Annotated in this window: 20 protein-coding genes; 10 read left to right on the top strand and 10 right to left on the bottom strand. The window is 65.4% G+C overall.

The window, feature by feature from the left end:
• The 3 genes from nagZ to scpB are packed head-to-tail and all read left to right on the top strand — an operon-like array spanning position 1 to position 2,616.
• Complete coding sequence (gene nagZ, locus K2U94_RS16040; protein ID WP_243068165.1) at positions 1–1,011, top strand: beta-N-acetylhexosaminidase; 1,011 nt, start codon at positions 1–3, stop codon at positions 1,009–1,011.
• Positions 1,012–1,054: 43 nt separating this feature from the next.
• The gene (locus K2U94_RS16035) at positions 1,055–1,891 is read left to right on the top strand and encodes a segregation and condensation protein A (RefSeq protein WP_243068164.1); all 837 of its coding nucleotides are present in this window, start codon (positions 1,055–1,057) and stop codon (positions 1,889–1,891) included.
• A complete protein-coding gene (gene scpB, locus K2U94_RS16030) occupies positions 1,888–2,616 on the top strand; it encodes an SMC-Scp complex subunit ScpB (RefSeq protein WP_243068163.1) in 729 nt (242 codons plus the stop codon). The genes K2U94_RS16035 and scpB overlap by 4 nt, the downstream gene beginning before the upstream one ends.
• A 74-nt stretch (positions 2,617–2,690) precedes the next feature.
• On the opposite strand, the gene K2U94_RS16025 is transcribed toward scpB, so the two are convergent.
• The 4 genes from K2U94_RS16025 to K2U94_RS16010 all read right to left on the bottom strand — a co-directional run bounded on the left by K2U94_RS16025 (position 2,691) and on the right by K2U94_RS16010 (position 8,880).
• The gene (locus K2U94_RS16025; RefSeq protein WP_243068162.1) at positions 2,691–4,346 is read right to left on the bottom strand and encodes a DEAD/DEAH box helicase; all 1,656 of its coding nucleotides are present in this window, start codon (positions 4,344–4,346) and stop codon (positions 2,691–2,693) included.
• Between the two features lie 71 nt (positions 4,347–4,417).
• Positions 4,418–5,938 (bottom strand): anthranilate synthase component I, encoded by a 1,521-nt coding sequence (trpE, locus tag K2U94_RS16020; protein WP_243068161.1) that lies wholly within the window; start codon positions 5,936–5,938, stop codon positions 4,418–4,420.
• Between the two features lie 11 nt (positions 5,939–5,949).
• Positions 5,950–7,857: a peptidyl-prolyl cis-trans isomerase gene (locus K2U94_RS16015; protein WP_243068160.1), complete on the bottom strand. Its 1,908-nt coding sequence runs from the start codon at positions 7,855–7,857 to the stop codon at positions 5,950–5,952.
• Between the two features lie 204 nt (positions 7,858–8,061).
• Positions 8,062–8,880, bottom strand: a complete 819-nt coding sequence (locus tag K2U94_RS16010; protein WP_243068159.1) for a helix-turn-helix transcriptional regulator — start codon at positions 8,878–8,880, stop codon at positions 8,062–8,064.
• A 35-nt stretch (positions 8,881–8,915) separates the two neighbouring features.
• Here K2U94_RS16010 and K2U94_RS16005 point away from each other — a divergent pair, with 35 nt between their 5' ends.
• On the top strand, positions 8,916–9,680 hold the full coding sequence (locus K2U94_RS16005; protein ID WP_243068158.1) for a class I SAM-dependent methyltransferase: 765 nt from the start codon (positions 8,916–8,918) through the stop codon (positions 9,678–9,680).
• Between the two features lie 111 nt (positions 9,681–9,791).
• On the opposite strand, the gene K2U94_RS16000 is transcribed toward K2U94_RS16005, so the two are convergent.
• The gene (locus K2U94_RS16000) at positions 9,792–10,319 is read right to left on the bottom strand and encodes a hypothetical protein (protein WP_243068157.1); all 528 of its coding nucleotides are present in this window, start codon (positions 10,317–10,319) and stop codon (positions 9,792–9,794) included.
• Between the two features lie 365 nt (positions 10,320–10,684).
• On the opposite strand from K2U94_RS16000, the gene tpiA reads away from it, so the two are divergent.
• The 5 genes from tpiA (at position 10,685) to kdsA (ending at position 15,256) form a co-directional block, all read left to right on the top strand.
• Positions 10,685–11,434, top strand: a complete 750-nt coding sequence (tpiA, locus tag K2U94_RS15995; protein WP_243068156.1) for a triose-phosphate isomerase — start codon at positions 10,685–10,687, stop codon at positions 11,432–11,434.
• Positions 11,435–11,583: 149 nt separating this feature from the next.
• The gene (secG, locus tag K2U94_RS15990; RefSeq protein WP_243068155.1) at positions 11,584–11,985 is read left to right on the top strand and encodes a preprotein translocase subunit SecG; all 402 of its coding nucleotides are present in this window, start codon (positions 11,584–11,586) and stop codon (positions 11,983–11,985) included.
• Between the two features lie 127 nt (positions 11,986–12,112).
• Entirely contained in the window at positions 12,113–13,741 is a 1,629-nt protein-coding gene (locus K2U94_RS15985) for a CTP synthase (protein ID WP_243068154.1), read from the top strand.
• 10 nt (positions 13,742–13,751) lie between these two features.
• Entirely contained in the window at positions 13,752–14,390 is a 639-nt protein-coding gene (locus K2U94_RS15980) for a hypothetical protein (protein ID WP_243068153.1), read from the top strand.
• Between the two features lie 11 nt (positions 14,391–14,401).
• Entirely contained in the window at positions 14,402–15,256 is an 855-nt protein-coding gene (gene kdsA, locus K2U94_RS15975; protein ID WP_243068152.1) for a 3-deoxy-8-phosphooctulonate synthase, read from the top strand.
• A 24-nt stretch (positions 15,257–15,280) separates the two neighbouring features.
• Here the strand turns inward: kdsA and K2U94_RS15970 are convergent, their stop codons facing one another.
• From K2U94_RS15970 to rpe, 4 genes are all read right to left on the bottom strand, one after another.
• On the bottom strand, positions 15,281–15,496 hold the full coding sequence (locus K2U94_RS15970) for a hypothetical protein (protein WP_243068151.1): 216 nt from the start codon (positions 15,494–15,496) through the stop codon (positions 15,281–15,283).
• 122 nt (positions 15,497–15,618) lie between these two features.
• On the bottom strand, positions 15,619–16,371 hold the full coding sequence (locus tag K2U94_RS15965) for a sulfite exporter TauE/SafE family protein (RefSeq protein ID WP_243068150.1): 753 nt from the start codon (positions 16,369–16,371) through the stop codon (positions 15,619–15,621).
• Entirely contained in the window at positions 16,368–17,678 is a 1,311-nt protein-coding gene (purB, locus tag K2U94_RS15960) for an adenylosuccinate lyase (protein WP_243068149.1), read from the bottom strand. The genes K2U94_RS15965 and purB overlap by 4 nt, the downstream gene beginning before the upstream one ends.
• A gap of 106 nt (positions 17,679–17,784) precedes the next feature.
• Entirely contained in the window at positions 17,785–18,465 is a 681-nt protein-coding gene (rpe, locus tag K2U94_RS15955) for a ribulose-phosphate 3-epimerase (protein ID WP_243068148.1), read from the bottom strand.
• A gap of 118 nt (positions 18,466–18,583) precedes the next feature.
• On the opposite strand from rpe, the gene K2U94_RS15950 reads away from it, so the two are divergent.
• Positions 18,584–19,825, top strand: a complete 1,242-nt coding sequence (locus K2U94_RS15950) for an NAD(P)/FAD-dependent oxidoreductase (RefSeq protein ID WP_243068147.1) — start codon at positions 18,584–18,586, stop codon at positions 19,823–19,825.
• Here K2U94_RS15950 and K2U94_RS15945 read toward each other — a convergent pair.
• Complete coding sequence (locus tag K2U94_RS15945) at positions 19,816–20,133, bottom strand: GCG_CRPN prefix-to-repeats domain-containing protein (protein ID WP_243068146.1); 318 nt, start codon at positions 20,131–20,133, stop codon at positions 19,816–19,818. The genes K2U94_RS15950 and K2U94_RS15945 overlap by 10 nt on opposite strands.
• Positions 20,134–20,402: the final 269 nt, after the last annotated feature.

Genomic DNA, 20,402 nt, shown 5'->3' with positions numbered 1-20,402 from the left:
ATGGGAGTTCGCGCCTTCATCGCCGGCTGCGCCGGCCTCGCCCTCAGCCCCGACGAACGCGCTTTCTTCACCGAGGCGCGCCCGTGGGGGCTGATCCTGTTCCGCCGCAATGTCGAGTCGCCGGATCAGGTTCGCGCTTTGACCGATTCCTTCCGCGATCTGCTCGGGGCGGACGCCGCCGTCCTGGTCGATCAGGAAGGCGGCCGGGTGCAGCGGCTCGGCCCGCCGCATTGGCCGGCCTATCCGCCGGCCGCGGCGTTTGGGCGCATGGGGGCGGACGGCGCGCGTCTCGCGCAACTCGGCGCGCGGCTGATCGCATATGATCTGCGCGCTGTGGGGATCGACTTCGATTGCCTGCCGGTGCTCGATTCGCCGGCGCCGTGCGCGCATGAAGTGATCGGCGACCGCGCCTATGCCGATAATCCCCGGGACGTCGCCCGGCTCGGCCGCGCCGCGGCGCTTGGCCTCATGGCCGGCGGAATCGCGCCAGTCATGAAACATATTCCCGGCCATGGCCGCGCCCGGGCCGACAGCCACGTCGAACTGCCCCGGGTGAAGAGTTCCCGCGCGGAGCTGGAGGTGGATTTCGCGCCGTTCAAGGCCAATGCCGACCTTCCGGCGGCCATGACCGCCCATGTTGTCTATGAGGCGCTCGATCCCCTGTTCCCGGCGACCCATTCGCGGGCGATCGTGGAGAATGTCGTGCGCGGCGAGATCGGCTTCGACGGCCTGCTGATGACCGACGATCTTTCGATGAAGGCGCTGGAAGGGCGCTTCTTCGAGCGCGCGGCGCGGGCCTTCGGCGCCGGCGTCGATCTTGCCTTGCACTGCAACGGCGATCTGGCCGAGGCTGGCGCGGTGGCGCAGGCCTCGCCGCTCCTCGGCGGCCGGGCGCTGGAGCGGGTGGAGCGCGCCCGCGCCGCCGTCGCGGCGGCAGAAAGCACGGCGGCGGCGTTCGATCCTGTGGAAGCTCGCGCGGAACTGTTCGCGGCGCTTGCGGCTCTGGCGTGATTCGCCCACGCTGAACGCCTGATTCGATTTGAGACGTAAGGAAATGGAGCGGGACAGCGAAAATCCGCCCGACGCCGCGACGCGAGGCCTGACGACGGCCGAAGTGGCTTTCGAGGCGGAGGGCGCGAAAGAGCACGGCGAGGCGGATTTCCGGGTCGACGTAGAGGGCTATGAGGGCCCGCTCGACCTGCTGCTTGAGCTTGCCCGGCGCCAGAAGGTCGACCTGAGCCGCATTTCCGTCCTTGCTTTGGCCGAGCAATATCTCGAATTCGTCGAGGCCGCGCGCCGCGTCCGTCTTGAGCTTGCAGCCGATTATCTCGTTATGGCGGCGTGGCTCGCCTACCTCAAATCGCGCCTGCTGCTGCCCGCTCCGCCCCGGGCCGAGGAGCCGGACCCGAGGGACCTCGCCGCCAATCTCGCCCGCCGCCTCAGCCGCCTGCAGGCGATCCGCGTCGCGGCGGAACGGCTGATGAATCGTCCCCGGTTCGGCCGCGACCTTTTCGCGCGCGGCGCGCCGGAGGGGCTCGACGTGATCAATGCGCCGCTCTACCGGGCGAGCCTGTTCGACCTGCTTTCAGCCTATGCCCGCCAGCGCCAGAAACAGGCCATGTCCCATGTTTCACTCAAGACCCGTCACGTCTGGTCGCTGGCCGAGGCGCGCGAGGCGCTTGAGCGCATCATCGGAATGGCGGTCGAATGGACCGCGCTCGACGATTATCTGATAGACTGGGTCGCAAGCCCGGCCCAGGTTCGCACCGCCCGCGCCTCGACCTTTTCCGCCTCGCTGGAAATGGTGAAGGAGGGGCTGATCGACCTGCGCCAGGACCGCGCCTTCGCGCCGCTGATGCTGCGGCGTCGGCAGGCGCTGGCGGCGGAGTGAGTCTTTTGGCGGAACAAGAGCCCCTGTTCGACCTCAAGGCGGCGGACGCAGCCGCCCTTCTCGCCCGCGAAAAGCCAAGCGAGGCGCAGCGCGAGGTCATGCGGCTGTGCGAGGCGATGATTTTCGCCGCGACCGAGCCTCTGGACGAGGACGAAATGCGCAAGCGCCTGCCCCAGGGCGCGGAGCTTGCGCCGGCTCTGGCCTATCTCAGGGCCGAATATTTCGCGCGAGGCGTCAATCTCGTCAGGGTCGGCAGGAAATGGATGTTCCGCACCGCGCCCGACCTCGCCTACGTGCTGAGCCGCGAGCAGCAGGAGCCGAAAAAGCTGTCGCGCGCCGCGATGGAGACCCTGGCCATCGTCGCCTATCACCAGCCGGTGACCCGCGCCGAGATCGAGGACATTCGCGGCGTCGCACTCTCCAAGGGCACCATGGACGTGTTGTTGGAGACCGGCTGGGTGCGCTTGCGCGGCCGCCGCCGCGCGCCAGGCCGCCCGGTGACCTATGGCACGACCGAGGCGTTTCTCCTGCATTTCGGCCTTGAGCAGATCTCGGACCTTCCTGGTCTCGACGAGTTGAAGGGGGCGGGCCTGTTCGACGGCCGCCTGCCCAAGGGTTTCGGCGTGCCGCAGCCGCGCGACGATTCCGCTTTGATGGAGGACGAGGAGCCTCTCGGCGACGAACCGCTCACCGAGGCTTTCGCCTCGGACATGCCGGAGGCGTGAGCGCGACGGCCGCGCCGGCGCCCAGTTCCTTCAGCCCGTCGCCGAAACGCCGACGCTTTCCGCCGTCGTGTGAACTACCGCTTCTTTTCGCCCTTGCGCGGCTGGCGCTCCTTCGGACCAGCATTATCTCCTGAAGGACCGATCCTTTCGACGCGGATCGGATCGCCGCCGGGCCTGCGCATATTGTGAAGGAAGGCCTCGGCTGCGGCTGCCGCGATTTCCACCTTGCTGTCCTTGGGGAAGATGCGGATGGCGCCGATGTCGGCGCGGGTCACGCCGCCCTTGCGGCACAACATGGGCAGCAGCCATTTCGGGTCGGCGTTGCGGTCGCGGCCGACGTCGAGGCGGAACCATACCCCGCCAGCGAGCGGCTGACGCCCGCCGCGCGGCGCCTTGCCGCTGGCAAAGTCCGGCGCGTGGCCGGGGTCGGCGACTTCCTCGGCCTCGGGCAGGCGGGCGCGCAACAGACGGGCAAGCGCCTGCGCGCATTTCTCGGCGCCGAGTTCTCCGAGCAGCGCGGCGGCGATCTCGCTTTCCTCCTCGCTCGGCTCGCCCGAAAAGGCTTCGTCGCGCGTCATGCGTTCGCGATCGAGCTTGCGAATTTCGTCGGCGGTCGGGGGCGCCTGCCAGTCGGGGACGACCTTCGCCTCGGCGAAGAGATTTTCCGCGCGCCGCCGCGCCTTGGGTGGCACGAGCAGAACGCTCACCCCCTTGCGCCCGGCGCGGCCGGTTCTCCCTGAGCGATGTTGCAAAGCCTCGGCGTCATGGGGCAGGTCGGCGTGGATCACCAGCCCGACCGTCGGCAGGTCGAGGCCGCGCGCGGCGACGTCGGTGGCGACGCAGACCCGGGCGCGGCCGTCGCGCAGGGCCTGGATCGAGAGATTGCGCTCATGCTGGCCGAGTTCGCCGGAGAGCAGGGCGGCGGTGAAGCCGCGCTCCTGCAGCATGGCTTGCAAATGGCGCGAGGAATCGCGCGTGTTGCAGAAGACGATGGCGGTGGGCGAATCGAAAAAGCGCAGCAGGTTGATCACCGCCTTCTCGGCCTCGCGCGGATCGACCCGCACGGCGCGATATTCGATGTCGGCATGGCCGGTTTCGCCGCCAGTCGCCTCGATGCGCAAGGCGTTGCGCTGGTACTTCTTCGCGAGTGCGACGATGCTTTTCGGCATGGTCGCGGAAAACAGCAGGGTGCGGCGGGTCTCCGGCGTGGCGTCGAGGATGAATTCGAGATCCTCGCGAAAGCCCATGTCGAGCATTTCGTCGGCTTCGTCGAGCGCGACCGCGGCGAGGCGCGACAGGTCGAGCGCGCCGCGTTCGAGATGGTCGCGCAACCGGCCCGGCGTGCCGACGACGACGGCCGCGCCGGCCTCCAAAGCGCGGCGCTCGGAGCGCGGGTCCATGCCGCCGACACAGGCGACGATCCGCGCCCCCGCCTGCGAATAGAGCCAGCGCAACTCCTGCGCCACCTGAAGCGCCAGTTCGCGCGTCGGGGCGATGACGAGGCCGAGCGGGGCGCCGACGTCGGGGACTTTGTCTCCGGCGCCGATCAGGTCCGAGGCCATGGCGAGGCCGAAGGCCACGGTCTTGCCGGAGCCGGTCTGGGCCGAGACGAGAATGTCGCGACCCTCGGCCTCGGGCTTCAGGACGGCGGCCTGGACGGGCGTGAGCACGACATAGCCATGTTCGGCGAGGGCGCGGGCCAGTGCGGGACTGGCGAGTTCAAATGTCAATTCAGGTCCGATCAACTGGTTGAGAAGAGCGCCAGGTGGCTCCTTACTCCTTGCGCGCGGGGAGAGGAAGCCTATTGCCCCCTTCTGGCCGACGAGGCGAAACGCAGGGCCTCCTCGGCGGCGCGGAACAGGGCGCGGGCCTTGTTCACGCATTCGCGCTGCTCGCTCGCCGGGTCGGAATCATAGACGATCCCGGCGCCGGCCTGGACATGCATCTGGCCGTCCTTCACCACCGAGGTGCGCAGCACGATGCAGGTGTCCATCTCGCCCGAGGCGCCGAAATAGCCGATGCAGCCGCCGTAAATGCCGCGCTTGTCCACTTCCAGCTCGTCGATGATCTCCATGGCGCGCACTTTAGGCGCGCCTGAGACAGTGCCCGCCGGAAAGCCGGCCGACAAAGCGTCGATGAGGTCGCGGTTGGGGTCGAGCTTGCCCTCGACATTGGAGACGATGTGCATGACATGGCTGTAGCGCTCGACCACGAATTGCTCGGTGACGTTGACCGTGCCGATCTCGGCGACGCGGCCGACGTCGTTGCGGCCAAGATCAAGCAGCATCAGATGTTCGGCGCGCTCTTTTTCGTCGGCCAGCAATTCGCGCTCCAGGGCCTCGTCCTCCTCGCGGGTCGCGCCACGCCAGCGGGTCCCGGCGATGGGCCTTATCGTGACCTTGCCGTCGCGCGCCCGCACCAGGATTTCGGGGCTCGAGCAGACGATCTGGAAATCGGCGAAATCGAGATAGCAGAGAAAGGGCGCCGGATTGACGCGGCGCAAGGCGCGATAGAGCGAGAAGGCCGGCAGCTGGAACGGCGAGGTGAAACGTTGCGACAGCACGACCTGAAAGATGTCGCCGGCGCGGATATAGGATTTGGCCGCTTCGACCATTCGCATATAGCGCGCCTCGCCGGTGTTCGAGACCGGATCGTGCGCCTGGAGGAGAAGCGCGTCGCCGGACTGGCCCTCCAGCCGCATCGGCCCTTCGAGCGCGGCCACCGCCTCGTCGAGCCGGGCGAGCGCCTCTTCATAGGCCGCCTTGGCGGCGATATGGGCCTGCGGGCGGACGGGGGTCACGAGCCAGATTTCGTCGCGCACCGAATCGAACACCGCCATCAGCGTCGGGCGCACCAGAAGCGCGTCGGGCGTGCCGATCGGATCGGGCTTGGCGGGCGCGAGTCGCTCCATCTCGCGCACCATGTCATAGCCGAGATAGCCGAATACGCCCGCCGCCATCGGCGGCATGCCGGGAACGGCGGGAATGGACGATTCGTCGAGCAGAGCGCGCAAAGCGTCGAGCGGCTTGCCATCGCAGGCGACGAATTGTTCGCGATCGCGCCGCGCGGCGCGGTTGATCTCGGCCTCGCCGTCGCGCACGCGAAAAATCACGTCGGGATCGAGGCCAATCATCGAATAGCGGCCCCGGGTCGCGCCGCCTTCCACCGATTCGAGCAGGAAAACGTCGCCCGCGCGGCCATGCGAGAGTTTCAGAAAGGCCGAGACGGGGGTTTCGAGATCGGCGACCAGGGTCAGGCTGACCAGCGACGGTTCGCCGGCTTCATAGAGCGCGGCGAAAGCGTCGAATTCCGGCGTGAACATGCGGGCTCCCTTCATTCCTGCCCGACGATCGCGGCCAGGGCGGTCTGGTTCACACGCATGCCCAATTGCGATTGCAGTCCGGAAATATATTGGCTGAACAGATCGTCGGCGAGGCTCGAATCGAGCTGCGGCGCGAGCCCGGCGAGGGTCGGGTTTTTCAGGTCGATCGGCGGAGTCGCGGCGTCGGTCACCTTGAACACGATGCGACCGCCCCCGCCCGCCAGAGCGGCCCCCGCGCCGCCGACCGGCGTGCCGAAAATCTGCTGGACGGCGGCGGCCGACAGGCCCGGCGCGCTGGAGCGCTTGAACGGCCCCGCATGGATCGTGGCGACGCCATTGGCGGTCGCGATCTTTTCGAGGCTGTCGCCGGCTTCGATCTTGCGCGCCAGATCGTTGGCCTTGGCCGCGACCTGCTTCTGGGCCTCGCTGTTCTCCATGGCCTTGACGACCGCGGCGCGGACCTCGTTGAGCGGCAATTGCCGCGAAGGCGCGATGGAATTGATCTCGAACCAGTCATAGCCGCCGTCCTTGCGCGAGACGGCGTCATTGTCCACGCCGACGTCCGAGGCGAAAATCGCCTTGAGCAATTCGGGCGCGCTGGCGAGCGCGGGGATCGGCGCGCCGGGCTGGCCAGCCTCGCCCGTGCCAGCGCCGGAGGCGTCGGTGACATCGATTTGCGTCTTCAGGCCCACCGCCTTGGCGGCTTCGGTCAGGTTCTTGCCGGCGGAGCGCAGATCCTCGATCTTGTCGTGCAGCTTCTGGATCGCCCTCTCCGCCTGGGCCTTGGCGAGTTCGGCCTTGATTTGGTCCTTGACCTCGTCGAAGGGTTTTGTCGAGCCGGGCTCGATGCGCGAAATCCTGGCGAGGACATAGCCGAACTTGCCGGCGATGGGTTCCGTCACGCCGGGCTGTTTCAGGGCGAACGCGGCCTGGGCGATCGCGGGATCGAACATGGAGGCCTTGGTGGTGACGCCGATATCGGCGAGTACGCCGCCGGCCTTCTTGTCGGCGGCGACCGCGTCGAAACTCTGGCCGGCGTCGATCCGGGCGCGCGCCTTGTTCGCGGCGGCCTGGTCGAGGAAGGTGAGCAGCCGGATCGCGCGCTTTTCCGGTGTGGCGTAAAGGCGGGCGGCGTCCTGCTCATAGACTTTTCGGGCGGCGTCGTCGCTGACGGCGATCGTCTTGACGACCTCGGACGGCGACACGATCAGGACATTGACGGTGCGATATTCCGGGCTGCGATAGGCGTCCTTGTGCAAATCGTAATAGGACTTGACCGAATCTTCCGACGGCGGCGGCCCCTTGGAGAGATCGGGCGGCGGCAGGATGAAATAATCCGCCTTGCGGGTCTCGTTGGCGAAAGTGTTGACGGCCGACAGCAGGACTTCGGGCGCCTTGAGGTTGCCGGTCACCGCCGCGCCGATCTGCTTGCGCAAGGCGAGCTGGCGCTGCTCGCGGATGAAGCTCGTCTCGGTATAGCCGTTGTCGCGCAAAATCTGGTCCATGCGGGCCTGGTCGAACCCATCCGGGCCGGCGAAAATCTTCAGGGCGCGGATGATCTTGGCGATCTCCACATCGGAGAGGGCGAGGCTGAGGCGCTGGGCGTCCTGGTCGAGCGCGGCGCCGGTCAAGAGCTGGGCGAGGACCTGGCGGTCGAGTCCGAACTGGCGCGCCTCCCGGCTGGTGATGGCGCGGCGCGCCTGCTGCTGCAGCCGCTGCAATTCGGTCTGGTAGGAGCTGCGATATTGCTGGACGGTGATTTCCTGTTCGCCGATCGTCGCGAGCTGGTTGGCGCGGAAATTGGTGAACATGTCGCGGATGCCCCACAGGCCGAAGCCGACCACGATCAGCGCGGCGAAGACCGAGAGAATGACGCGGCCGAAAATATTCTTCGACATGATCCGAAGACCATCGAGCATTGGGTTTTTCCTGTTCTGGCGACCGTCCCGAAGGACGACCGGTCTGGGCCGGCTTGGGCGCCGGACTATAGAAACGCCAAAGGCCGCGCGCAATCCACTTGCGACATCTTGTGGCGCCGGTCGCTTCGTATCCGAATTTCAGCTTCGGGCGGGCGGTTGTGGGAGGCGAGCGACCTTTTGGAAGGCCGGTCGGAAAGATTCGCCTCACAGCGGGGTCAGGCTGACGAGACGGATGTCCGGATTCGAACTGACGATGAGCGTCGATTGGTAGAAACGCCGCGGCGGGTCGATGAAGCGGCGCTCTCCACCCTCCCGCGCCAAAACCGATTGTTCCTGCCAAAGGCGTTCAAAAACAGCCGAACGATCGATCAGGTCGTCCACAAGCGCCAGCAGGGTTTGATCGTGAAGGCGACAACTGAAATCGGCGCGAAATTCCGCCACGATGCGGCGGGCGCGATCGTCCCAATTCGCGATCAGGCGAGGAGCTCTGGATGAAAGGAAGATGAACCGCAACTGATTGCGATCATGGTCGCCGTCCAGCCATCCGTTGAAAAGTTCGGCGGCGAGGCTGTTCCAGGACCTCGCCGTCCATGTCCGGTCGAGCAGATAGGCCGGGATGGTCATGCGCTCCGGCAACGCCAGGACCTCTGGCGGCAAATCGTCTGTGGCGGGCGCGGGCTCCGCCGGATCGCGCTTGCCGGCCAGCGTGAACAAATAAGACCGTTCGGCCGAGGCGAGACGAAGCGCTTCGGCGAGCCGCGCGAGGGCGTGCGGAGAAGCCGAAACGTCGCGCCCCTGTTCCAGCCAGGTAATCCATGTCGCGCTGACGCCGCAGGCTTCGGCCAGTTCTTCCCGTCGGAATCCGGGCGTGCGGCGTCTGCCCGAGAACGCGGCCGGCGGCGGCAGGCGCTCGCGGTGCGCGCGGATGAAGGCGCCGAGGGCGCGGCGGGGATTGGCGGCAATCATGGCGATATTTATACCAGGATAAATGGTGGCCTTGTACCAGTTTAATTGCCCGCTCATGGTAGCCGCGATCACGATGCCGACAGGAGCCGCACATGCAGGGGAAAACGCACGAAACCATCGTCAGCCAGCAATTTGGCCCCCAGGCGGAGGCTTATCTTGCGAGCCCGGTGCACGCCCAGGGTGAGGATTTGGCGCAATTGGCGCGGATCGTCGGAGGCCGACAGCATAGTGTCGCGCTGGATTTGGGGTGCGGCGGCGGACATGTTTCCTTCCTGATCGCGCCAAAGGTGCAAAAGGCGTTCGCCTATGATCTCTCCGAACCCATGGTGGAGATCGTCCGGGCGGAGGCCCTCCGCCGGGGTCTGAACAATCTGGAAGCTGTTCAGGGATCGGTCGAACGGCTTCCCTGGCCTGATCATTCGTTCGATCTCGTAACGACGCGCTACAGCGCCCATCACTGGCATGACGTCGACGCGGCGCTTCTCGAGGCCCGCCGCGTCCTGAGGCCGGGCGGCCTGATGGTCGTCATGGACGTTGTGGCGCCGGAGCACCCGCTGCTGGACAACTGGCTGCAGTGCCTGGAGTTGCTGCGCGACACGTCCCACGTGAGGGATTATTCGGTCGAGGAATGGCGGGCGAAATTCGAATCGGCGGGCTTTCGGCCGTCAACGGCGTCGCGTTTCAGGCTTCGCCTGGAATTCTTGTCGTGGGTCGAGCGGATCGGCGCGCCGGTCCTTCATCGCGAGGCCATTCGATCCTTGCAATCGCGAGCCGGCGCGCAAGTGAGCGGGCATTTTGCGTTGGAGCCGGACGGCAGCTTCACGATCGACACCATGTTGATGACGGCCGAAGTCTGATTTGTCGTAGCCTGGAATGAATCGTCTTCAAGCGACTCGAAATCAAAAGGGAGAAGATGAAGGGCCGCTTGGCGCCCGTCTGCTGGGCAGGGACGGGCGCGACGCGCGGGATCAAATCCTGGCGAGGCCTTCCTCATAAGTGACCTTCGGGAAGGTCTCGTCATATTTGGCGGCGCCGTCGGCAATGGCGTCGATTTTCGCGGCGGTGTCGAATTTCTTCATCTTGGTCTTGTCGAGATAGAGAAAGTCGATCAGCTCATTATAAACCGACACGTCGTCATAGGGCAGGACATAGAGCGACGAATCGCCGAACGAGACCTGGTAGCGGTCGCCACGCTTCACGTCGCCGACATAGATGAAATATTTGCCGTCGGGCGCCAGCGCGCCGTCGAGCGCCGCGACAAGGGCGGGAAGTTCGCTGAAGGTCGCGAGCTGGCCGGCCAGGAAGGAGAGAGCCGTCTCGCCGCCCTGCGCGGCCGCGAAAGCGGCGGTCAGCAGGACCTCGGGATCGCTGGTCAGCTCGATTTCACCGCGGAAGGCGAAACGGCCGGCGACGTGGGTCGGACCCTTGTGGGCGGGCTTCACCAGGCGGCCGTCCGCTTCGAGACGCTGGAAGGCGGTGGTTTCGATGGAGGTCATGTTTGGCTTTCAAAAGACCCGCTCCTTCTTGAGATATTCAAGACCGTAGCGGTCGCGCAATTTTGGAGACTGCGATGGGCAGCCTTGCGGACGCCGCGACGGCGCGCGCCGGCCTGCCGGCGGCGCCCGTTGCGACAATTGTGGCTTTTTCCGATAGTGGAGCTTTCCCGACAAAATGGGCAAACCCTGCCAGCGGTGGCATGGATGGCCTGCGCGAGACGCCATTATGGCGATCGTTCCGCAGGCCCGGCGAACTCCCATGGGCGACGAAGCAAGTTTTGCGCCGGAAGCCGCCGCAACAGGACCTCTGGGCAAAAGTGCGCTCCTCTGCTAAGCGGAGCGCAACGATTTAGGGGGGAAATGACATGACAACGATCCGTCCGCTCGCGGCGGGCAATTGGAAAATGAACGGTTTGACCGCCTCTGTGGCCGAAATCGCGGCCATCGCCGAGGCGGCGGCGCGCGAGGCCGGCGGGGCCGACGTGCTGATCTGCCCGCCGGCGACGCTGATTTCCGCCGCTTGCTCGGCAGCGGCCGGGCGAATCGCGATCGGCGGCCAGGATTGCCACGCCAGGGCGTCGGGCGCCCATACCGGCGACATTTCCGCCGAACAGCTCAAGGATGCGGGCGCGAGCTTCGCCATCGTCGGTCATTCCGAACGTCGCGCCGACCACGGCGAGAGCGACGAGGTCGTGCGCGCCAAGGCCGAGGGGGCGCTGCGCGCGGGGCTCACCGCCATCGTCTGCGTTGGCGAGACCCATCTCCAGCGCGAGTCCGGCCAGACCCTCGCGGTTGTCGGGGCGCAGCTTGCAGGCTCCCTGCCGCATGGGGGGAAAGCAACCAATCTCGTGGTCGCCTATGAGCCGGTATGGGCGATCGGCACCGGCCTCACTCCGACGCTCGCGGACGTCGCCGAGGTCCATAACTTCATCCGTCACGAGTTGATCGACCTCTTGCCGGGCGAGGGCGCCGCCGTGCGCATTCTGTATGGCGGCTCGGTCAAGCCGGCCAACGCCGCCGAACTGATGGCGGTCGAGAATGTCAATGGCGCACTGGTCGGCGGCGCCAGCCTCACCGCGAAGGACTTTCTCGGCATCGCATCCGTTTATAAGTAAACCTATGTGTCGGGGTTTCCATCGGCGAACTTTTGCGATATGACGCCCCGACTTCGCCGCCGCGGTCGCTTCCCCGGCGGCTTTGGCGGTTTGAATGGCTCCTGCCGCCCGGCTAGGGGGAAAATCCGGCCTGGCCTGAGGACGAAAAAATGCAGACAGTACTGATCGTCGTTCATCTCCTGATCGTGTTGGCGCTGATCGTCGTCGTCCTGTTGCAGCGCTCCGAAGGCGGCGCCCTGGGAATGGGCGGCGGCGGCGGGGGGGGCGGCTTCTTCACCGGGCGCGGCCAGGCCAATGCGCTGACAAGGGCGACGGCGATTCTGGCGACTTTGTTCTTCATGACCAGCCTCGGCCTGACGATCCTTTCGACCTACAGCCACCACTCGCAGAAATCGATCTTCGAGACGACCGCTCCCGCTCCGCCTTCGCAGCAGGGCGGCGCCGCGCAGCCCAAGGGAACGGTTCTCGAACAGTTGAAGCAGTTGGAAAAAAAGAAGGCGCCGCCCGCGGCGCCGGCGCCGGCTCCGGTCCCGGCGCCGCCGCGGCAGTGAGTTCGCGCGTCGCGCTTTTTGAATTTCGCGGGCCGGCTCGCCGGCCCTTCCGACCGAGACCGTTGAGAACCTTGAAGGACGACCAGCGCCCCGGCGCCGGTCCGGCTTGAACGCGAGGCGGCCTGCGATGGCGCGGTATATTTTCATCACCGGCGGCGTGGTTTCCTCGCTCGGCAAGGGGCTGGCCTCGGCGGCGCTCGGCGCGCTGTTGCAGGCGCGCGGCTATACCGCGCGCCTGCGCAAGCTCGACCCCTATCTCAATGTCGATCCCGGCACGATGTCGCCCTATCAGCACGGCGAGTGCTTCGTGACCGACGATGGCGCCGAGACCGATCTCGATCTCGGCCATTACGAGCGCTTCACCGGCCGCTCGGCCAACAAACGGGACAATGTCACCACCGGGCGTATCTATCAGGACATCATCGCCCGCGAGCGGCGCGGCGACTATCTCGGCGGCACGGTGCAGGTCATTCCCCATGTCACCAACGCCATCAAGGAATTTATCCTCGACGGCAATGACGGCTATGATTTCGTCCTGGTCGAGATCGGCGGCACGGTCGGCGACATCGAGGCCATGCCCTTCCTCGAAGCGATCCGCCAGCTCGGCAATGAGCTGCCGCGCCAGCATTGCGTCTATATCCATCTGACGCTGCTGCCCTTCATTCCCGCGGCGGGCGAGCTCAAGACCAAGCCGACCCAGCACTCGGTCAAGGAGCTGCGCTCGATCGGCATCCAGCCCGATATTCTTTTGTGCCGCGCCGACCGCGCCATCCCGCCGGAAGAACGGCGCAAGCTCAGCTTGTTCTGCAATGTCCGCGAGACGGCTGTGATCGAGGCGCTCGACGTCGCCTCGATCTATGATGTGCCGCGCGCCTATCACGCCGCCGGCCTCGACCATGAGGTTCTGGCGGCCTTCGGCATCGAGCCCGCGCCGCGCCCCGACATGAGCCGCTGGAACGCGGTGACCGAGGCGGTCCACAATCCCGAGGGCGAGGTCACGATCGCCATCGTCGGCAAATATACCGGCCTCAAGGACGCCTATAAGTCGCTGAACGAGGCTCTGGCCCATGGCGGCATCGCCAATCGGGTCAAGGTCAATCTCGACTGGATCGAGGCGGAAATTTTCGAGCACCAGGACCCGACGCCCTTTCTCGAACATGTCCATGGCATATTGGTGCCGGGCGGTTTCGGCTCGCGGGGCACGGAAGGAAAAATCGCGGCGGCGCGCTTCGCCCGCGAGCGCAAGGCGCCTTATTTCGGCATTTGCTTCGGCATGCAGATGGCGGTGATCGAGGCGGCGCGCTCGCTCGCCGGCATCAGTCAGGCGGGCTCGACCGAATTCGGCCCGACGCCTGAGCCTGTCGTCGGCCTGATGACCGAATGGATGCGCGGCAACGAGCTGGAAAAGCGCGCCGAAAGCGGCGATCTCGGCGGCACCATGCGGCTCGGCGCTTATCCGGCGGTGCTTCAGGAAGGCTCGAAGATCGCGGGAATCTATGGCGCGACCCATATTTCCGAGCGCCACCGCCATCGCTACGAGGTCAATATGGGCTATCGCGAGCGGCTGGAAGCCTGCGGGCTCATTTTCGCCGGGACTTCGCCCGACGGCCTGCTGCCGGAGACGGTGGAACTGGCCGATCACCCCTGGTTCATCGGGGTGCAATATCATCCCGAGCTGAAATCGCGGCCCTTCGAGCCGCATCCTTTGTTCGCGAGTTTCATCGCCGCCGCCAAGGCGCAAAGCCGGCTGGTGTGAGGGGGAGAAGATGCGCAAGGTCGCCCGTATCGCCCTCACCGCCGCCAGCCGGCAGGATCTCGTCGGGGCCTGGACGCGTCTGGGCTTCGCCCTCGATCCGGGCGGCAATGGCGTCACGCTGGCCGATGGCGTCGCTCTCGCCTTTGCCGCGACCGACGATCCGGCGCGGCGCGCGGCCTCGGTCGGATTGAGCGCCGCTCCGGGAGCCCCGCCGTCCCTGCCCGTAGACGAGGCGGCGGCGTGTTTCCATCTGGTCGAGGCGTTCCCGGCCGCGCCGGCGCCCGATCATCCCAATGGCGCGCTTCGGCTGAGCGAAGTCGCCGCCATCGCGCCCGAGCCGGCCAATCATGGTGAATATCTTTCCGCGCTCACCGGCCAGCGCGAGATGCTGGCGACCTCGGCCGGGCTCGAAATCCGTCTCGATGGCGGGACGAGCCTCCAGGTCCTGAGTCCATCGGCCTTCGCCTTTCGTTTCGGCGTCACGCCGCAGGCGAGCGGCTTTCGCATTGCGGGCCTCGTCTTCGCCGTCAAGAATGCGCGACAGACCGAAGGGGTTCTGGTCGCCAACAAGGTGATGTCGATTTTTCAGGTCGGGCGGCTCGCGGCAGGCGACGCCGAGGGCGTCGCGGTGGCGTTCGAACAGGGTTGATCGGAGGAGGCATGGCGGAAGCGCGGAAGAATGCGACGGTCACGATCGGCGAAGGACCGCGCGCGGCGCGTTTCGGAAATGATTTGCCGCTCGCTTTGATCGCCGGTCCCTGCGCGCTCGAAAGCCGTGATCACGCCTTGTTCATGGCCGAGAAAATGGCGGCGCTGACTGAAAAGCTCGGCATGGATTACGTGTTCAAGTCGTCGTTCGACAAGGCGAACCGCACCTCGTCCGAGGGCAGGCGCGGCATCGGGCTCGACGCGGCGTTGAAAATCTTCGCGGAGATCAAGCAGACTTTCGGCGTGCCCGTCGTCACCGACGTTCACGAAAAGGAGCAATGCGCGCCCGTGGCGGAAGTCGTGGATCTGTTGCAGATTCCGGCCTTCCTGTGCCGCCAGACCGACCTGCTGCTGGCGGCGGCGGCGACCGGCAAGCCGATCAATGTGAAAAAGGGGCAGTTCCTCGCGCCCTGGGACATGAAGAATGTCGCCGCCAAGATCTATGGCGCCGGCAATCCCAATGTTCTGGTCACCGAGCGCGGCGCCTCCTTCGGCTACAACACTCTGGTCACCGATTTCCGCGGCCTGCCGATCATGGCCCAGCAGATCGGCGCACCCGTGATTTTCGACGCCACGCATAGCGTGCAACAGCCGGGAGGGCAGGGAGCTTCGTCCGGCGGCCAGCGCGAATTCGTCCCCGTGCTGGCGCGCGCGGCGGTCGCGGTCGGCGTCGCCGGCCTGTTCATCGAGACGCACGACCGGCCCGACGAAGCCTTTTCCGACGGGCCGAACATGGTGCCGTTGAGCGAAATGCCAGCCTTGCTGGCGAGGCTGATCGCCTTCGACCGCCTCGCCAAGGGACGCTGAAAGCGACGCTGACCACGCCCAATTTCAATAATAATGCCACCTGCGCCGGTGATAATAATGCGGGTGGTGATAGTACCTATGATAGTAATGCCTGTGATAGTAGCGGTGCGGGTGATAGTAATAATGTCTGTGATAATAATGGTGGTGGGGGCGGACATAGACCCAATAGGCCTCGGCCGGGGCTGAGGGCGTGGCCAGCGAGGCGGCCAGCACGGCCGCGGCAAGACTTTGTTTCAGCATGAGAGCCTCCTCCCCGAGTTTCGGCGGTCGCCGAAAATCCGGTCTCAAACTCGATGCAAACGCACTGGCCAAGCTTTGGTTCCCCGCGCGGCTGAGTTTGGGGCGAGTTTCGCCGGTAGGCCTCAATGGCCGAAAGTGCGCCAGAAAATATAGGCGGTCATCGCGGCGTTGAGGCCCGAAATAACGATGCGGGCCAGCGACGGATCGATTTTTCGCGCATAATAGGCGCCGAAATAGCCCCCTAGGATCGCGCCGACGAACAATATGAAAGTCTCGCGCCAATAAATCAGTCCGCCGATCACGAACAGCAGGGTCGCGGTGGCGTTCATCGCGGCGTTGAGCAGGTTGCGTGCAGGCTGCATGGCGGCGATCGAGGCCGAAGTCATCAGGCTCCAGGCCGCCAACATCATGACGCCGACGGCGCCGCCGAAATAGCCGCCATAAACGCCGAGAACGAATTGGCTGATCAGCAGCATGCGCGGCGTGATATGGATGCGCTCGCGCAAAAAGACGCCGGCGTTGCGGCCGAAGGCGAAAGCGAGCGTTCCGAACAGCAGCAGGAAGGGCACGAGGATTTTGAACACGTCCTGCGGCGTGAATTCGAGCAGCAGCGCGCCGGCGGCGCCGCCGGCTACGCTCAGCAAAGCCATGTCGCGGAAGCGCACGCCCTCAAGGCCCTGAAAATCCTTGCGATAGGCATAGGCGCTGGCAAGCGCGCTCGGAACCAGCGCAACGGTCGAAGAGGCGTTGGCGTTGAGCGCCGGCACGCCCGCCGTGATCAAAGCCGGCAGGGTCACGAAGGAGCCGCCGCCGGCGATGGCGTTCATCGTTCCGCCGACGAAGCCGGCGCCCGCAATAAGCAGGACGTCATTCATGCGTCTTTGCCGAACACGCGGCCGAAAATCGTATCGACATGCTTGAGGTGGTAGCCGAGGTCGAATTTCTCTTCCAGTTCGGTGTCACTCAGAAGCCGCTTCACGTCGGGGTCTTTTTTCAACAGGTCGAGGAAATCGCCCTCGCCGCGCCACACCGGCATGGCGTTGCGCTGGACATATTTATAGGCGTCCTCGCGCGAGGCGCCTTTTTGCGTCAGCGCCAGCAGCACGCGCTGGGAATGGACGAGGCCGCCGAGCAGGTCGAGGTTTTTTTGCATGTTTTTTGGGTAGACCAGCAGCTTGTCGATCACGCCGGTGAGGCGCGCGAGCGCGAAATCGAGCGTCACCGTGGCGTCGGGGCCGATCATGCGCTCGACGGACGAATGGGAAATGTCGCGCTCGTGCCACAGCGCCACATTTTCCAGCGCCGGCGTGACCATGCCGCGCACGAGGCGGGCAAGGCCGGTCAGGTTTTCGGTCAGCACCGGATTGCGCTTGTGCGGCATGGCGGAGGAGCCTTTCTGCCCCTCCGAGAAAAATTCCTCCGCCTCCAGCACCTCGGTGCGTTGCAAATGGCGGATTTCAATCGCCAGACGCTCGACACTCGACGCCACGACGCCGAGCGTAGCGAAGAACATGGCGTGGCGGTCGCGGGGGATGACCTGGGTCGAAACCGGCTCCGGCTTCAGGCCCATTTTTTTCGCGACATGCTCTTCGACGCGCGGGTCAATATTGGCGAAAGTGCCGACCGCGCCGGAAATGGCGCAGACCGCGATTTCCTCCCGCGCGTCGACGAGCCTTTTACGCGCGCGGGCGAACTCGGCGTAAGCCTCGGCCATCTTCAGACCGAAAGTCACCGGCTCGGCATGGATGCCGTGCGAGCGGCCGATCGATGGCGTCATCTTGTGCTCGAAGGCGCGGCGTTTGAGCGCGGCGAGCAGATCGTCCACATCCTTGATGAGAATGTCGGCGGCGCGCGTGAGCTGCACCGAAAGGCAGGTGTCGAGCACGTCCGACGAGGTCATGCCCTGATGGACGAAGCGCGAATCCGGCCCGATGAATTCGGCGAGATGGGTCAGGAAGGCGATGACGTCATGCTTGGTGACGCGCTCGATTTCGTCGATGCGATCGACATCGAACGTGACATGGCCCGCCTTCTCCCAGATCGCCCTGGCGCTTTCCTTGGGGATGACGCCGATCTCGGCCAAGGCGTCGCAGGCATGGGCCTCGATCTCGAACCAGATCTTGAACCGGGTCTGCGGCTCCCAGATCGCAACCATTTCGGGGCGGGAATAACGGGGGATCATGGCTTATCTCGCAACGGGACGGGAAAACTCTCTTCCCCGATTGCGGGGAGAGGGCATAGGGCGTCCTGACGGACGCCCTATGCGGGGAGAGCGGGAAGGATTGCGGCTAGATCACCTCGCCCCGCGCCATATGGGCGGCGAGGCGTAGGGCGTCGATGTTCTTCTTGTAATGCTCCGGGCCGCCTTTGAAGACGGCGGAGCCGGCGACGAGCCAGTTGGCCCCGGCGCCGACGACGTCCATGGCGTTTTCAGGCGTCACCCCACCGTCCACTTCAAGATCGATTGGACGGTCGCCGATCATCGCCTTGAGCCGGCGCAGCTTTTCGAGCGTGGCGGGGATGAATTTCTGGCCGCCGAAACCCGGATTGACCGACATGACCAGAATGAGGTCGAGCTCGTCGAGCACATATTCGACCACATCCGCCGGCGTCGCCGGATTGAGCGAGACGCCGGCCTTTTTCCCGAGCGCCCGGATCGCCTGCAACGAGCGGTGCAAATGCGGGCCGGCCTCGGCATGGACGACGATATAATCGGAGCCCGCCTTGGCGAAGGCTTCCAGGTAAGGATCGCAGGGCGCGATCATCAGATGGACGTCGAAAATCCTGTCCGTATACGGCCGCAGGCTTTTTACGACGTCGGGACCGATGGTGATATTAGGCACGAAATGGCCGTCCATGACATCGACATGGACGATGTCGGCGCCCGCCGCGACAATGGCGCGGACTTCCTCGCCGAGTTTGGAGAAATCGGCGGAAAGAATCGACGGGGCGATTTTCAACGGGCGCATCGGCGTTTCCTGGTTTTTGTTCGAATTCGCTCCTACATGATCGGGGACGCGGCGTCCACCGGCCGCCTTTTGGCGCCCGCATTGCTTGGGCGAAGCAGGGATGCGCGAGGCCAAGGGAATGCGTCGGACGGAAGTGCTTGTGCTGGGCGCGGGAATCGTCGGTGTGGCGACGGCGCTGCAAATCCAGGCGCGCGGGCGCGAGGTCGTTCTCGTGGACCGGCGCGGCGCCGGAGAGGAAACCTCTTACGGCAACGCCGGGCTGATCGAGCGCGCCTCGATCTTTCCCTATCTTTTCCCGCACGACTGGCGGGCGCTGGCGCTTTATGCCGTCAACGGCGCCAATGAGGCGCGCTATCACCTGCGCGATCTGCCTTATTTTGCGCCCTGGCTGTTGCGCTATTGGTGGGAGAGCGCGCCGGAGCGCGCCTTGCGCCACGCTCTTGCCGCGCGGCCGCTGATCGAAAACTCGCTGAGCGAACATGAAAAGCTGATGGCGGAGGCCGGCGCGCTCGACTTGATGCGCAAGACCGGCTGGCTGAAGCTTTTTCGCAGCGAAAGAACTTTCGCTGCCGGGCGCGCGGCGGCGAAAGCGATCGAGCCTTACGGTCTCAAGGTCGCGCTCTATGATTCCGCGGCGCTGAGCAGGATCGAGCCTTCGCTCAACGGCGTCCATGGCGCCGTGCATTATCTCGACCCCGCCTCGCTCAAAGATCCGCTGGCGCTGACGCTGAAATATCTTGCCCTGTTCGAGAAGCGCGGCGGCGTTTTCCTGCGCGGCGACGCCAAAACCTTCCGGCCCGCCAGCGCGGGTTACGGCGTCGTGACGGAGGAGGGGCCATTGACGGCGGAAGCGGCGGTGGTCTGCCTCGGCCCCTGGGCGGAGACTGTCATCGCGCCCCTTGGCTATTCCTGCCCTTTGGCCGTCAAGCGCGGCTATCACATGCATTTCGCGCCGCGCGCGGTTCTCAACCATCCCGCGCTCGACGCCGACAACGGTTTTCTCCTCGCGCCCATGGCGCGCGGAATCCGCATGACTTCCGGCGCGGAATTCGCGCGGCGCGACGCGCCGCCCGATTATACCCAGATCGACGCGAGCGAAGTCATCGCACGCCAATTATTCCCGTTGGGGGAGCGGCTTGATCCGAAACCCTGGATCGGTCGGCGCCCCTGCCTGCCGGATATGTTGCCGATCATCGGCCCGGCGCCGCGCCACAGGGGATTGTGGTTCAATTTCGGCCACCAGCATCATGGCCTGACGCTGGCGGCGGTCACCGGCCGCCTGCTGGCGGAAATGATGACCGGCGAAAAGCCTTTCGCCGATCCCGAGCCCTTTGCGATCGGGCGGTTCTCTCACCAATAGCGGCGGTGATAATAGTGGCGGTGATAATAGGGGTGGCCATAATAGGGGCGACGATAATAGGGGCGATAAACGCCATAGGGACGATAGACCGGCGCGCCGTAATAGACCCTGCGGTTGGGAACGCAGCGGCCCCAGGGATTGATGTGCCAGCCCGGGCCGCAGCGCCATCCGACCGTTTCGATCGGCGCTGTCGAAGTATGGGCGCCGCCATCGGGCGCGATCGGCATGGCGCTCGCGGCGCCCGTTCCGATCAGACTGGCACCAAACAGCGCGCCGGCGACGACAAGGCATTTTGCGAAGATATGCATTTCATCCCTCCCTCGTCAGAGTGTTTTCATTCTCTTCAGGGCGAATGAACCCGACGTGAACCGAGCCGTTCGCCGCCGCAAGCGTGGTCGCGGGAACAGAATATTCCGTTAACTTCCCCGTTACGAATGAAAGCGGCAGACAGCGAGGAATGCAAGTCGGCAGAGGGTTGACGCCGCTATCGCCATCGTTCCGGGCCTGTTGCTGGCGTCGGAGGCGCAGGCGCTGGACCGCCGAAAGCGTCGGGGCCGAGTCGCCGGCGCTTTCGGCA

Origin of the sequence: Candidatus Rhodoblastus alkanivorans (assembly GCF_022760755.1) — a bacterium.
GTDB lineage: Bacteria > Pseudomonadota > Alphaproteobacteria > Rhizobiales > Beijerinckiaceae > Rhodoblastus > Rhodoblastus alkanivorans.
The sequence above is the reverse complement of the archived record's forward strand: the minus strand, read 5'-3'. Positions and strand labels throughout refer to the sequence as shown.

Bases quoted from the DNA above. Each gene is read 5' to 3' on its own strand.
- K2U94_RS15970 (WP_243068151.1), bottom strand. From the start codon at position 15,496: ATGCTGAAACAAAGTCTTGCCGCGGCCGTGCTGGCCGCCTCGCTGGCC.
- K2U94_RS16010 (WP_243068159.1), bottom strand. From the start codon at position 8,880: ATGAGCGGGCAATTAAACTGGTACAAGGCCACCATTTATCCTGGTATA.
- rpe (WP_243068148.1), bottom strand. From the start codon at position 18,465: ATGCGCCCGTTGAAAATCGCCCCGTCGATTCTTTCCGCCGATTTCTCC.
- K2U94_RS15985 (WP_243068154.1), top strand. From the start codon at position 12,113: ATGGCGCGGTATATTTTCATCACCGGCGGCGTGGTTTCCTCGCTCGGC.
- K2U94_RS15980 (WP_243068153.1), top strand. From the start codon at position 13,752: ATGCGCAAGGTCGCCCGTATCGCCCTCACCGCCGCCAGCCGGCAGGAT.
- K2U94_RS15945 (WP_243068146.1), bottom strand. From the start codon at position 20,133: ATGCATATCTTCGCAAAATGCCTTGTCGTCGCCGGCGCGCTGTTTGGT.
- trpE (WP_243068161.1), bottom strand. From the start codon at position 5,938: ATGTTCACGCCGGAATTCGACGCTTTCGCCGCGCTCTATGAAGCCGGC.
- K2U94_RS16000 (WP_243068157.1), bottom strand. From the start codon at position 10,319: ATGACCTCCATCGAAACCACCGCCTTCCAGCGTCTCGAAGCGGACGGC.
- tpiA (WP_243068156.1), top strand. From the start codon at position 10,685: ATGACAACGATCCGTCCGCTCGCGGCGGGCAATTGGAAAATGAACGGT.
- secG (WP_243068155.1), top strand. From the start codon at position 11,584: ATGCAGACAGTACTGATCGTCGTTCATCTCCTGATCGTGTTGGCGCTG.
- purB (WP_243068149.1), bottom strand. From the start codon at position 17,678: ATGATCCCCCGTTATTCCCGCCCCGAAATGGTTGCGATCTGGGAGCCG.
- nagZ (WP_243068165.1), top strand. From the start codon at position 1: ATGGGAGTTCGCGCCTTCATCGCCGGCTGCGCCGGCCTCGCCCTCAGC.
- K2U94_RS16035 (WP_243068164.1), top strand. From the start codon at position 1,055: ATGGAGCGGGACAGCGAAAATCCGCCCGACGCCGCGACGCGAGGCCTG.
- K2U94_RS15965 (WP_243068150.1), bottom strand. From the start codon at position 16,371: ATGAATGACGTCCTGCTTATTGCGGGCGCCGGCTTCGTCGGCGGAACG.
- K2U94_RS15950 (WP_243068147.1), top strand. From the start codon at position 18,584: ATGCGTCGGACGGAAGTGCTTGTGCTGGGCGCGGGAATCGTCGGTGTG.
- K2U94_RS16015 (WP_243068160.1), bottom strand. From the start codon at position 7,857: ATGCTCGATGGTCTTCGGATCATGTCGAAGAATATTTTCGGCCGCGTC.
- kdsA (WP_243068152.1), top strand. From the start codon at position 14,402: ATGGCGGAAGCGCGGAAGAATGCGACGGTCACGATCGGCGAAGGACCG.
- K2U94_RS16005 (WP_243068158.1), top strand. From the start codon at position 8,916: ATGCAGGGGAAAACGCACGAAACCATCGTCAGCCAGCAATTTGGCCCC.